The sequence below is a fragment of the Chitinophaga sancti genome, from assembly GCF_034087045.1.
Classification (GTDB): Bacteria; Bacteroidota; Bacteroidia; order Chitinophagales; family Chitinophagaceae; genus Chitinophaga; species Chitinophaga sancti_B.
On the sequence record NZ_CP139247.1, the window covers coordinates 1,664,108 to 1,678,162 of the forward strand.

A 14,055-nucleotide genomic window follows, 5' to 3' on the forward strand; every position below is an offset into this window, starting at 1 on the left:
TTCTCATCTCAGCTGCCAGCTATTTCCCGGTTGCCCACCCAGACAAAGCGTCTGAGAATAAATTCCGGGTTAGTAAAGCTTGCATTTCCGGCAGGGTTGCCGCCGGTCACATGAAAATCAGAGAAAGCTGCATGTTGGTTCACCCAGATAAAGCCGGTTAAATTGAAAGAAACCGGGGTGAATACGCTGTTCATCGCTTCCGTGATCTTTTCCTTTGTGTCCGGGTTTATGGCATATGCTGCACAGGTAATCGCCCCATGTTGTTCTGCCATCTGACGGGCCAGTTGAATAGACTCGTCCGTATCTTTTGTTTTTACTAATAACAAAACCGGGCCAAATAATTCCTGCTCAAAAATGTGTTTGTCAGTACTTTCCACCTGCAGGATGGCAGGTGTAAAGCCCCTGGCGTGTGCAAACTCCTCGTTTACCAGTGGCTGGCCTTCCAGTACTACCTTCGCACCCAGTTTACCGGCGTTGTGTGCCCGCTGCAGGGTTGTATCGTTCTGTAATGCACCCAGGGTACCGGCGCCCATTTTAGGATTGCTGACAAGGGCGGTCACCGCATTTTTGAATTTCTCTACTACGTCATCAAAAGAAAGTGTGCCGTTAGGGGTTTGTACGCCTCCCGCAGGTATGAAGAAGTTCTGTGGCGCGGTACACATCTGCCCGGAGTACAGGGAGACGGAGAATGCCAGATTCTGCATCACCGCGTCTATATCAGCTACGCTATCCAGGATTACAGAGTTGACGCCTGCTTTTTCAGTAAAAACAGTTTTACCGGACAGGGATTCTACATAGTTCCCAAACTGGCTGCCCCCTGTATAATCAATCAGTTTAATACCAGGATGTTCACACAAAGTTTTAGTGATCGGCGCTGCGGTGGTATCGGTGGCCAGTTGGCACAGGTTAGGGCTAAAGCCTTTCTCCTGCAACACCTGTTGGATAGCACTTATCGCAATCGCGATAGGCAGAATGGCCCTGGGGTGAGGTTTCACGATCACAGGGTTACCTGTTACCAGGTCTGCATATATTCCAGGTAGCGAATTCCATACCGGGAATGTAGAGCAACCGATTACAAGCCCCGGCCCTTTGGGCATAGCCCTGAAATTCTTTTTGAGTTGGAGGGCGAATTTCCCCATAGGTTTTTCCCACAACTGTTCGGCAGGGTAGCGGTTCAGTTCATGGTAGCCCATGGCAATTGCTTCCAGTGCGCGGTCATTTGCATGTGGTCCGGATGCCTGAAAGCTCATCATAAAGCTCTGCCCGGTGGTATGCTGGGTGGCGTAGGCGATGTCAAAAAAATACGTCTGTATACGCTCCAGGGTTTCTACCAGGATATCGGCCCGGATGTCAACAGTTGTATTGCGCCATTGGGGAGCCGCGGCAACAGCTTTTTCTACAAGATCGTCCGCAGTGAAGAGGGGATAGGTAATACCAAGTGGTTCCATGGTATATGGAGATACTTCCTCACCTGCCCATCCGGATTCACCGGTTTGTAAAAGTTGTGAAAAAGGGGTGTTGAGTTGTGCCTTGTACCTGTTGTGACCTTCTTCGGGGGCTTGCTCGCCATAAGCTTTGGGGTGCTCAGGATATTGCGAGTAGAATGCACGCTCGTGATTAGCCTTCACGGCTTTGTCAATCGTGTTTTGGTGTTTGATGGTAAGCATATGTGGAATTTGAATAATTAGCTTTTCATGCCGGGGCTTGTGCCCACACAAGCCCCGGTTGATCTCTTTACCATCCTTCAGTCATCATCTTGCCAATGAGAAACGGTTATCGTTATAGTACTCATCAGCCCTCACCTTCAGGGGATGGCTGCGCTGGTATTGTAAAAACGCGTCGTATTCAGCTTTATGCATATTTGTCCAGGCTTTGAAAGCAGATTGGTTGCTCACGGGACCAAAGATCCACTGGGTGTAAGCGTCGAATAAACCTTCTTTCAGCAGGCTGCGCTGGTAGTCAAATAATGCGTAGGGGAACTTTACACCTGAGAAATTGAACCAGTCCAGCAGGAAACGGGTCCTTACCATCACCAGGGTCTCAGGGTCAATACCTGTCATGACTACGGATGTCTGTTTGCCCATAGAGGCTTTATAGCTGTCAGCAAATTCGGAGGCTGAGTGCTTTTTGCTCTTCCGCTCATTTTCCATATCCTCGAGGGCCTGGGTCATGAGGGATGGATCGTTGTATAATTTTTTATACGCATCTATCAGCATGGTACGTACCTCAGCTGTGCGGTCTGTATAGCTCTCCAGGTTGATAAAGATCTCACCGTAAATGATGATCCAGGAAGGATCTTTTACGTAAGAATACGCCCTGCAGGCATTGTAGTAGTTGCCGGGGAAAGTAGGATCTTTTTCAATCCCTTTCAGCCAGTTGGCCATACCACCTTCATATACTTTCAGGAACATCAGCAGTTGTCCGTTGTCATTATATAGTTCTCCGCTTTCAGGGAAGCGCTTCAGTCCTTTTTCGTACAATTTCTGGGCTGTTTTCCATTCCTGGTTTGCCTGGTAAATATTACCGGCTATCTGGTAGAGTTGTGGATCAGCGTCCTTTTTACTCAGCAGTGGTTCGATGGTGCTTTTGGCTTTGCTCATATTGCCCTGAAGGAAATAGGCAAATCCCAGTTGCTTTTTATATTGGGTATTGTCAGGGTCCATGGTAATGGCCTGGTTCAGTACCAATATGGCATTGGAATAATCTCCGCTGCGGAGGAAGCCGGTGGCGGTGTTAAATAATTCGTTGGCATCCTGTGCGAAAACCGGTAAGGTCGCGAAAAAGAAGCCAATACATATAGCTATTTTCAATAAAGAAGCCCTCATGTACATCCTTGATCTTTCGTTTGGTGTAAAAATAGGTAAAAAATATGCCAAACCTGCTTATAGCACATGGGATACGAGTCCGTCTCTTAATTTGGGTTCGAACCAGGTACTTTTAGGAGGCATTACATTACCACTATCTGCAATGTCAAATAATTGTTGAATGGTGACCGGGTACAGCGCAAAAGCAACTTTGTATTCTCCGCTATCTACGCGTTTCACCAGTTCCTGTAATCCCCGGATGCCGCCTACGAAGTCGATACGTTTGTCAGTGCGTTGGTCTTTTATACCGAGCAGTTTATCCAGCAAGTTGTTGGAGAGGATGGTGACATCCAGTATTCCAATGGGATCATAGCTAAAGGTGCCTTCCTGTGCGACCAGGCGATACCAGCTGCCATCCAGGTACATACTGAATTCATGGAGCATAGAAGGGGCTTGTGGCAGGTGACCGATGGGTTCTACTACAAAGTCGTATTCCAGTTTGGAGAGCAGATCTTCTTTGCTCAGGCCGTTCAGGTCTTTGACGACTCTGTTGTAATCAAGGATCACCAGTTGGCTGGCGGGGAAGATGGTGGTCAGGAAATAATTGGCCGGATCATCGAGGCCAATGCGTTGTTGTTCTTCCAATTCCTTTTGTACCAGGGATGCGGATGCGGCACGATGATGCCCATCTGCGATGTATGTATGTGGTACTTTGGTTTCGAAGAGCGCAGTGATCTCGTCGTTGGTGGCTTTGTCATCCACCACCCAGAGGGTGTGTTGAATGCCGTCGGCAGCTGTGAAGTCGTACGCAGGAGCATGATGCGCTGTCCATTGATCAATGAGTGAATTGATGGCAGGAACATCATTGTAGGCAAGGAATACATTGCCTGTTTGTGCGTTGGTAGTTTTGATATTGTTGATCCTGTCCTTCTCTTTGTCAGGACGGGTGAATTCGTGTTTTTTGATAATCCCGCTATTGTAATCGGAGATAGACGAGATACAGACAAGACCTGTCTGACTGCGGCCATTCATGATCAGGCGGTAGATGTAATAGGCGGGGGCGTCGTCCTGGAAGAGGGTGCCATCTTTGATAAAGCGTTGCAGGTTTTCTGCAGCTTTATCATATACAGACTGGCTATATACGTCGGTGCCATCTGGCAAGTCGATTTCTGATTTTGAAACGTGGTAAAAAGAGTAGGGGTTGCCGGCGGCTTCTAACTTAGCTTCTGGAGCGCTTAACACATCGTATGGTCTGGCTGCAACTTTTTCAGCCAGTGCGGGTGTGGGTCTTAATCCTTTGAACGGTCTGATGATTGCCATATTGAAAGGTAATTGTTAGTCAGGTAAATGTAACTGCAAATAGGCAGATGAGCAAATACAAGGCCACAATGGTGTTTGCATGAAAAATGCCCACTTCAGGCGTTGACCTGAAAGCAAAAAGCTCCCACCGCAGGTGAGAGCTTTTTGCTTTTATAGTAAGTAAGATTACGCTTTCTTCAGGCTAAAATATTTCATCGCCTCTACCAGCACTTCCACACTTTCATATGGCAATGCATTGTAAAGAGAAGCACGGAAACCACCTACACTGCGGTGACCTTTGATACCTACGATGTCTTCCTTCTTTGTAAATTTCAGGAACTCATCTTCCAGTTCAGGTTTATCCATGATAAAGCAAACGTTCATGCGGCTACGGTCTTCCTTCGCCACAGTACCACGGAATAACGGGTTGTGATCGATTTCATCATACAGAAACGCTGCTTTCTTCTCATTTAATTTTTCAATTCCTGCAGCACCGCCCTGGTCTCTCAACCAGCGTAGTGTGAGCATGGAAATGTAAATTGAAAATACGGGAGGGGTGTTCAACATTGATCCATTCTCAATGTGATTACGATAATCCAATATCGTTGGAAGCTTGCGGGTTACCTTACCAAGAATACTCTTGCGCACAGCTACCATAGTTACGCCAGCGGCGCCCATGTTTTTCTGTACACCGGCATAGATGAGGGAGAACTTATTGAAGTCCATTTGTCTGCTCAGGATATCACTGCTCATGTCGCCAATCAGAGGCACTTCTGTCTCTGGAATGTGCTGCCATTGCGTACCATAGATGGTATTGTTGGTTGTGATATGCAGGTAAGTTGATTTTGGGGAAACATTAAATTGTTTGGGAATGTAAGTGTAGTTACTTTCTTTTGAACTACCAGCTACGTCTACGAAACCAAACTGCTTTGCTTCTTTAATCGCCTTATTGCTCCATACTCCGGTATCTATGTAAGATGCCGTTCCATCGTTTTCAAGTAAGTTCATCGGAACCTGCAGGAATTGCTGCGTAGCACCACCATGAAGGTAGAGTACTTCGAAGTCGTCTTCCAGTTGCATCAGTTCGCGTACGAGATTACGTGCCTCATCAATTACAGCCTGAAACAGTGGAGTCCTGTGCCCTATTTCCAATATGGACATTCCTGACCCCTCAAAGTCAATCAAAGCTTTACTAGCCTTGTACAGAACCTCATTTGGTAATACGGAAGGTCCCGCGTTAAAATTGTGCACCTTCATAGGTCGATCTAAATTAAATAAATTGTTAGCTTGTTCCACTTTGCTTCTTGGTTTTGTCAGAGGAATGGATTAAAAAATAGATAATGGCATTTCAAATCAGATGCTGATGTTGTGTAGGATAAGGCTAAAAAGATAGTATTAACAAAGATAATTTATATTTTTTTAAAATCGAAATTAATTGAAAAGCCCTTGGGTACTCAGTTTTCTTTTTTGCACAAAGCGTATGCCAGCTATTCCTCCACACGACCGATCATTTTGCCTGTATCTGGCAGGGGCGTATATTCTTTCAGTTTTTTGTTAATATTATTGAGTGGTGGCTGGCCAGCATCGACCCAGGCAGTATACCAGCAACTGGCCACCGCATGAATGGCTGCCCGCATACGCCTTTCTACCATATTGCCCAGCAATTGCTGATACGCTTTCGTATAGGAAGTAGCGTAAGTACGTACCAGTTTTCCTTTCCTGTTTTCATAAGCATATTTTGTGTCTGGCGGTGTACGTTGACTCAGGGTTTTTTCCTGTTTTAATACAGTGTCTGCAGCGCTGGCACTACTACTCACTACCTGCCATATAAAGGTTGGTACATCACGGATATAAACGGCCTTTCCACACCAGTAGTTGAAACTGCCATCCGCCAGCAGTTCGGGGATGCGGGATTCCCATAAACCATGAATACCTTCCTGCCCGGTGAACTGACCGTTGTGATTAGAACAGGCATGCAGGGGCACATGTGCATCTGCCACATAATGGCCCAGGTCAGCGCTGAGCCGGAGTATTTTGTCAGGGTCTTTTTCCTGGAAGGCTTTGGATAGGCGTGCCATCATGAGCGGAATGTACCAGGGTACAATCCCATATTGTAGCAGGCTATCTTCCCCAAACTGTAGCAGGGCGGCCTGCCAGCTACGGGGTATCCAATCGTAAGGTGGTGGGCCATAATGATCAATATCTATGTAATGGCGGGGGCCTTCGGCAGCTACGATATATCTTCTTTTATCAGCATCTGTAGCATGCGCTTTCAGGTAGGCCTGCTGCGGCTTGTAGAGTGCGAGCATGGCGGGTGGCAGAGAGAATACCGCCAGCTCATTGATACGCTGATGGGCAAAGAACCCCCAGCCCACAGAAGTGAATGGGAGGAGGATGCAAACAACAATGGAAAACAGTCTTTTAAAAAACATGATTATTTATGGTGGTGTTCCAGGGAGGTCACCCCACCACTCACGGCAAACTTCATCGCTTCCCCTGCAGAAATATTCGTAAGGGGTTTTACCTTTTTAGCAGGCACCATGAATACTTTACCCGTGATGGCGTAAGCATGTGGCACGTAAACCGCCATGTAGCCTTCCAGGCCCAGGATGGTTACGTCCGGCTGGGTGATGAAGCCCATTTCCCATACGTCCACACCATAGATCTGGACAAGTACAGGATGATCGAACTTCTTCTTTTCCCCTACAAAGGCGTCGAAAACGTCTTTGACAGATGAGTAAATATATTTGATGAAAGGTGTCTTTTCCAGGATGCCGTCAAATAGGGCGAAGATCCTTCCCAGAATAAAGGAAGAACTCAGGTAACCTACTGTCACAACCAGGAGTAATACCAGCGCAAAACCCACCCCCTTGAACCGGAGGTAGCTAAAAGGAGCCTCCTGAGAGATAAGATCCTTCGGGAAGATGTTGTCGATGGTTACAAACAGGTAATACAAAGTAAAGGCGGTCACACCGATAGGTGCCAGGATCAGCAGACCCTGGAAGAAATACCTTAATATCTTCGATGCCAGAACTTTAAGACGGATTCTTGGAGACATAATAGTTGTTGTAAACTGGGGCAAAGGTACTATATAAAGGGGCAATGTGTTTTTTAACTTCAACTTATCTACATTAAATAAAATCCTTCTGGAAACTTTAAAAGTTTAAAAAGTTTCCATAGTTTTAGGTTAACCTAATTCTGGCTCCAAATACACTATCCAATGGAAATACAATCACGTATTCTGGATACCGCCTTCAATCTGTTCAGCCAATTCGGCACCAGATCTATTACTATGGATGACATTGCCCAGAAAATGGGTGTCTCCAAAAAGACCCTTTACGCCCATTTCGCCGACAAAGACGAATTGGTCACCCATGCGATTACGCGCTTCCTCCACGCGGTAGACGCCGACTGCAAAGCAAACCAAATCCAGGCCGTCAATGCAATAGATGAGCTATTCCTCGTCATGGAAATGCTGGACAAACAGTTCAGGAACATGAAGCCATTTGTCCTCCTCGACCTGCAAAGATATCACTCCACCGCCTACCAGGCCTTCCTCTCTTACAGAGATACCAGCATGCAAAGCATCATCCGCGAAAACCTGCAGAGGGGTATCCGGGAAGGGCTCTATCGCGCTGACCTGGATGTGGATGTACTCACCAGGTATCGCCTGGCTACTGCCATGCTCTGTTTTCAACCAGATGTATTCGCACCCGGGTTGTACGAAATGAGTAAAGTACAACGCATTTTATTGGAACATTTTCTCTATGGACTTGTTTCCAGTAAGGGATTTCAAAGGATTGAAGCCTATAAACCACAACTATCGTAAAACCAAATGACCTATATGCAAGCGAACAAAAAGCGGACAGGATGGATAGGAGCCTTACTGCTGCTGATCTTTCACACGGGAATGGCCCAGTCTCCCGCCAATACGCCGTTAGCGCCCATGTCGCTCACTGCGAAAGAAGCGGTTGACTATGCCCTGGCTAACCAGGCCACTGTGCGAAACGCAAAACTGGATGAACTCATCCAGCTGGCGAAAAACAAAGAAGTCAGCGGAATGGCCCTGCCACAATTGAGCGGCGCAGGCTCCTTCCAGCACAATCCAATCGTCCAGAAACAGCTGATCGATGCTTCCAACTTTTCCGACACTGTGCCCAAAGGTACCCTCGTACCATTCGCTTTTGGCCTCAAATTCAACGTGCTCGGCGAAGTGAAATTTAACCAGGTACTCTTCGATCCCAGTGTACTCGTCGCCCTACAGGCCCGCAAAACCCTGGAAGAACTCTCCCACAGGGGGGTACAGAAAGCAGAGATCGATGTCAAAGTGAATGTTTACAAATCTTATTACAACGTGCTTTCCGCACGTAAAGCCCTGACCATACTCAGGGGCAACCTCACCACACTTGAAAAACTGCTTGGAGAAACAAGAGAAACCTACAAGAACGGTCTCGTGGAAAAACTGGATGTAGACAGGCTTGTCGTACAGGTAACCAACCTTCGCACGGAAGAGACCAAATTACAGAACCTTTCCGAAGTAGGCCTGGCTGCCCTCAAATATTCCATGGGCATGCCCATGCAGCAGGAGCTGACACTTACCGACACGCTCTCTATAGCAGAAATAAAATCAGCAGTAGCCGTAGAAAAGTTCGACTACTCCCAGCGTATAGAATACCAGTTACTGGAATCACAAAAGAAAGCATACGAATACGATCTCAAGCGCTATAAATACAATGCCCTGCCAATACTCTCTCTCTTTGGTACAGGTGGTGTGAGCCGCGCGAGCGATGTGTTCAACTACTTTGATAAGCAAACGTGGTACGGCTATGTAGGCTATGGTGTGAACCTGAGCTTCAATATTTTCACCGGCTTCCAGCGCAAACGCAAGGTAGACCAGGCTTTTCTGCAGGTAAAGAAAACAGAAGTGAGCATAGAAGATGCAAAACTCGGTATCGATCTGGAACAAGCACAATCTACTTCCAACCTGCGCAACAACATCGTAGCGCTCGAAGCCCAGGAAAGCAATATGCAACTGGCACAGGAAGTATATAATACCACACAGATCAAATACAAGGAGGGCGTAGGTTCCAGCGTGGAAATGAGTAATGCGGAGAATGACCTGCTCACTGCCCAGAACAATTATTTCACAGCACTCTACAACGCAAGTGTATCCAGGATCGATTACCTGAAAGCGTATGGCAAGTTGTAGTTGCTGCATTATTTCTCATTCTAATTCATTCTATATGTCTTACAAACATCACTCCGCATTACTGTTCCTGCTCGTCTTCATGGCATGCGGTCAACCTACAGCTGAAGAAAAACTCAACAAGCTGAAACAACAGGAAGCGGACCTGAAAAAAGAGATTGCACAGCTGGAAAAACAAGTGAATAAAACGGATACTGCCGACAAAAAGATGAAGGCAGTGATCGTCACTGCTGTAAAGGACTCCGTATTCGAACATTATATAGATATACAGGGCGCTGTAGATGCACGTGAAAATGTGAATGTCAGTTCCAAAGTACCAGGTGTGATCACCGCCATTTATGTAAAAGAAGGACAGAACGTATCCAAAGGTCAGACACTGGCACAGGTAGACGATCAGATACTGAGAGCCAATGTGGCGGAACTCCGCACCCAGCTGGACCTGGCCACTACACTCTACGAAAAACAACAGAACCTCTGGAAACAGCAGATTGGCTCTGAAGTACAATACCTCAATGCCAAAAACCAGAAAGAATCACTGGAACGGAAAATGGCTACCCTGAATGATCAACTCTCTCAGGCTAAGATCATATCTCCTATCACTGGTACTATCGATGCGGTGGTTTCCAAACTGGGCGACAATGCAGCACCGGGTTCCACTTCATTCAGAGTGGTGAACAATGTGAACTTACGTGTACTGGCCAATGTTGCAGAAGCTTACGCCGGCGTGGTAAAAACAGGTGATCAGGTAGTAGTAAGATTCCCGGATATCGACAAACAGATCCGTACTAAAATCGGATTTGCGGCCAGAACTATCGATCCTGTAAGCCGTACTATCAAAGTAGAAGTGCCGCTAACCAGCGATCCTGCATTGAGACCAAACATGATTGCACAGATCAAGATCATAGACTATGCTACACCTCATGCACTGGTGATACCTGTTAATATCATCCAGTATGCATTGGGTAAATCTTATGTAATCGTCGCTGAGAAATCCAAAGATGGGTGGATTGCAAAAAGAAGAGAAGTGGAAGTAGGTCGCACCTACAATGACAAAGCTGAAATCAAAAGCGGATTACAGGCAGGAGATAATGTAGTAACAACAGGTTATCAGGGATTGAATGACAATGACCTGATCCAGTTATGATCTTAAAAATACTGTTGTATGCAAGATAATCTGAATAAAGAATTTAAGCCTACCAGCTGGGCCATTGATAATAAAGTGAGCGTGTATGTCGCTACTATTATCATAGCCATAGCAGGTATACTATCCTATCAAAATCTACCGAAGGAGCAATATCCGGAGGTTGTGTTTCCTCAGTTTTATATCAGTACTATCAATAGTGGTACATCTCCTGAAGATATGGAAACACTCGTGACCAAGCCCATTGAAAAGCAGCTGGGTGGTCTGTCTGGTGTCAAATCTATCAAGAGTACAAGTATGCAGGATTACTCTGCAATCACTATTGAGTTCGAAGCAGGAGAGAACATGGAATCGGCACGTCAGGAAGTGAGAGAGAAAGTAGACGATGCGAAGAAAGACCTGCCGAATAATCTTACACAGGAACCGCAGATCATCAAGATCGATGTATCGCAGATCCCTATAATGAACATCAACCTGTCTGGTGATTTCGATCTGCAATCACTGAAGAAGTATGCAGATGAAATGCAGGATAGGATCGAAGCGCTGAACGAGATCACCCGTGTAGATATCGTGGGTGCACTTGATCGTGAAATCCAGATCAATGTAGATAAATACAAGATGGATGCAGCACAGGTGAGTTTTGATGATATAGCTAATGCGGTGGCTGCTGAAAACAGAACCATCTCTGGCGGTCAGGTGTCCATGGATGGACAAAAGCGTACACTGAGTGTAAAGGGTGAATATAAAGATCCCACTAAATTGCGCAATATCATAATCCGCAGTGCATCTGGCTCAACCGTATACCTGCGTGATATTGCCGATGTGGTAGATGGATTTGAGGAGCAGGAAAGCTATGCGCGTCTGGGCGGTAAGAATGTGATCACGTTGAACGTGATCAAGCAGAGTGGCAAGAACCTGATCGATGCTTCTGACAAGATCAGGGTGATCATAGAGGACATGAAAAAAGATTATCTCCCTAAAGGATTGAATGTAGTGATCACGGGCGATCAGTCAAACGCTACGCGTGTAACACTACATGACCTGATCAATACCATCATCATCGGATTCCTGCTGGTGACGGTGATTCTCATGTTCTTCATGGGAGCGGTGAATGCGATCTTCGTGGCCATGTCTGTACCGATCTCAATGTTCATCGCCTTCCTGATATTGCCGGCTTATCATTTCACACTGAATATGATGGTGTTGTTCTCGTTCCTGCTGGCATTGGGGATTGTGGTGGACGATGCGATCGTGGTGATAGAAAACGTGCATCGTATCTTCTATGAACGCAAAGACCTCGGAATAGTGAAGGCGGCTAAGATAGCGGCAGGGGAGGTGTTTCTACCGGTATTTTCAGGTACACTGACGGTGTTGGCGCCATTCGTGCCCTTGCTGTTCTGGCCGGGTATCATCGGTAAGTTTATGTTCTTCCTGCCATTGACGTTGATTACGACACTCGGGGCATCGCTGGTAGTAGCTTATATTATCAATCCTGTGTTTGCCGTGGATTTTATGGACAGGCATGAAGGAGAAAACCATCCAAAGCCTGTATGGAATAGAAAGTTCACTTACATGGCGATCGTGTTTGGTGTAATTGCGCTGATAGGATATGCAAATGGCAGTGTGGGACTGGGTAACTTTGTCATCTTTTTATTCCTGCTCATACTATTGGAGAAATTTTATTTGGGGGGTGTGGCACGCCGCTTCCAGAGCAATTTCTGGCCAAAGGTACAGGAGCGTTACAAGCGTATATTACAATGGTGCCTTATTGGATGGAGACCAATATGGATATTGATCGGCACATTTGGTTTGCTCATATTCAGCATTATGCTCACGGCCATCAGGAATCCGAAAGTAGTATTCTTCCCGCAGGCAGATCCTAACTTCATCTATGCTTATATAGAGTTGCCAATGGGTACAGATCAGAAGTACACTGATAGCATCACACACATTGTAGAAGACAGGATCACAAAAGTTGTGGGTGCGAACAATCCGATAGTAGAATCTATCATCTCCAACGTAGCAGTGGGGGCGGGTGATCCATCGCAGACGGATTTGAGTACGCAGCCTCATAAAGGTAAAGTGACAGTTGCATTTGTGGAGTTTGGAAAGCGTGATGGTCATGATACCAAACAATATCTTGATAAGATCAGGCAGGCTGTAAAAGGTATACCGGGTACAGACATTACAGTAGAGCAGGAGCAGGGCGGTCCGCCAACAGGAAAGCCCATCAACATCGAAATAGCTGGTGATGAATTTGAAGAACTGACATCTACAGCCACTAAACTGAAGCGTTACCTTGATTCACTGGAGATCGGTGGCGTAGAGGAATTGCGTTCAGACTTTCAGAGCAACAAACCTGAAATTGTGGTGGATATAGATCGTGAGCGTGCAAACAGGGAAGGTATTTCCACCACAACTATTGGTATGGCATTGCGCACTGCTTTGTATGGATATGAAGCCTCTAAGTTCAGGGATCCGGAAGATGATTATCCGATCATGGTCCGGTTCAGGGAAACGCAGCGTAACAATATCAACACACTCATGAACCTGAACTTGGTATATAGGGATATGAATATGGGAGGTATGATCAGGCAGGTGCCGCTGAGTGCAGTGGCAAATATTCATTACTCCAATACTTATGCAAGTATCAAGCGTATAGATCAGAAGCGTGTGGTGACATTGTATTCAAATGTACTCAACGGTTATAATACGAACGAAGTAGTACAGCAAATACAAACAGCAGTGAGTGATTTTGCAAAGCCGGCAGGTATTCAGGTAAAGATGACGGGTGAGCAGGAAGATCAGGCAGAGACAATGAACTTCCTGATGCTTGCGATGATTGGTGCATTTGGATTGATCCTGATGATCATGGTAACGCAGTTTAATTCCGTTGGTCGTCCGCTGATCATCTTTATGGAAATCCTGTTTAGTATCATAGGGGTATTCCTTGGGTTCTCCGTTTTTGGAATGGATATCTCCATCGTAATGACGGGAGTAGGTATCATGGCGCTGGCGGGTATCGTAGTACGTAATGGTATCGTACTCGTAGAGTTTACAGATCTGTTGGTGCAACAAAATATGCCAGTGTATGAAGCGGTGGTAGAAGCGGGCAGAACCCGTATGACCCCGGTGTTACTCACGGCAATAGCAGCGATCCTTGGTTTGATTCCGCTGGCAGTGGGATTCAATATAGACTTTGAAACCTTGTTCTCTCATTTCCAGCCACATATTTTCTTTGGTGGAGACAATGTGGCGTTCTGGGGCCCATTGGCCTGGACCATGGTGTATGGGTTAGTCTTTGCTACATTCCTGACCCTGGTCCTTGTGCCGGTGATGTATGCGATGAATAAGCGGTCGATAGATGTGCTGGATTATAAAGGATGGCCGAGGGGATTGAAGTATATTCCATTCTTTGTAGTTTTTGTGAAACTGTTTATGAAGAAGGAGACGGTGCGAAAACTGCATGCGCCGGATTATGTATCAGACATGCCATATAGGTTCTTCAGTGGTAAAGAGGAAGAGGAGGTGCCACATGGAAATGGGGTAGCAGTGAAGTAAGTGAAGAGCTTGTAGTAGATAACTTTAAGTAAGTGTACACAATT

At 46.2% G+C, this 14,055-nt stretch carries 10 protein-coding genes; 4 read left to right on the forward strand and 6 right to left on the reverse strand.

The window, feature by feature from the left end:
• Nucleotides 1-8 precede the first annotated feature (8 nt).
• From paaN to SIO70_RS07050, 6 genes are all read right to left on the reverse strand, one after another.
• Complete coding sequence (gene paaN, locus SIO70_RS07025) at nt 9-1,667, reverse strand: phenylacetic acid degradation protein PaaN (protein WP_320580233.1); 1,659 nt, start codon at nt 1,665-1,667, stop codon at nt 9-11.
• A gap of 84 nt (nt 1,668-1,751) precedes the next feature.
• Nucleotides 1,752-2,825 (reverse strand): tetratricopeptide repeat protein, encoded by a 1,074-nt coding sequence (locus SIO70_RS07030; RefSeq protein ID WP_320580234.1) that lies wholly within the window; start codon nt 2,823-2,825, stop codon nt 1,752-1,754.
• A 57-nt stretch (nt 2,826-2,882) separates the two neighbouring features.
• On the reverse strand, nt 2,883-4,124 hold the full coding sequence (locus tag SIO70_RS07035) for a DUF1015 domain-containing protein (RefSeq protein WP_320580235.1): 1,242 nt from the start codon (nt 4,122-4,124) through the stop codon (nt 2,883-2,885).
• A gap of 165 nt (nt 4,125-4,289) precedes the next feature.
• Nucleotides 4,290-5,360, reverse strand: coding sequence for a 3-phosphoserine/phosphohydroxythreonine transaminase (gene serC, locus SIO70_RS07040; RefSeq protein WP_320580236.1), 1,071 nt, complete (start codon nt 5,358-5,360; stop codon nt 4,290-4,292).
• A gap of 230 nt (nt 5,361-5,590) precedes the next feature.
• Entirely contained in the window at nt 5,591-6,535 is a 945-nt protein-coding gene (locus SIO70_RS07045; RefSeq protein WP_320580237.1) for a zinc dependent phospholipase C family protein, read from the reverse strand.
• 2 nt (nt 6,536-6,537) lie between these two features.
• Nucleotides 6,538-7,161 (reverse strand): DUF502 domain-containing protein, encoded by a 624-nt coding sequence (locus SIO70_RS07050; RefSeq protein ID WP_320580238.1) that lies wholly within the window; start codon nt 7,159-7,161, stop codon nt 6,538-6,540.
• Between the two features lie 162 nt (nt 7,162-7,323).
• On the opposite strand from SIO70_RS07050, the gene SIO70_RS07055 reads away from it, so the two are divergent.
• The 4 genes from SIO70_RS07055 to SIO70_RS07070 are packed head-to-tail and all read left to right on the forward strand — an operon-like array spanning nt 7,324 to nt 14,011.
• A complete protein-coding gene (locus tag SIO70_RS07055) occupies nt 7,324-7,932 on the forward strand; it encodes a TetR/AcrR family transcriptional regulator (protein ID WP_320580239.1) in 609 nt (202 codons plus the stop codon).
• A gap of 15 nt (nt 7,933-7,947) precedes the next feature.
• Nucleotides 7,948-9,312, forward strand: a complete 1,365-nt coding sequence (locus SIO70_RS07060; RefSeq protein WP_320580240.1) for a TolC family protein — start codon at nt 7,948-7,950, stop codon at nt 9,310-9,312.
• Nucleotides 9,313-9,346: 34 nt separating this feature from the next.
• Complete coding sequence (locus SIO70_RS07065) at nt 9,347-10,453, forward strand: efflux RND transporter periplasmic adaptor subunit (RefSeq protein ID WP_320580241.1); 1,107 nt, start codon at nt 9,347-9,349, stop codon at nt 10,451-10,453.
• Between the two features lie 18 nt (nt 10,454-10,471).
• Entirely contained in the window at nt 10,472-14,011 is a 3,540-nt protein-coding gene (locus SIO70_RS07070) for an efflux RND transporter permease subunit (protein ID WP_320580242.1), read from the forward strand.
• Nucleotides 14,012-14,055 lie beyond the last annotated feature (44 nt).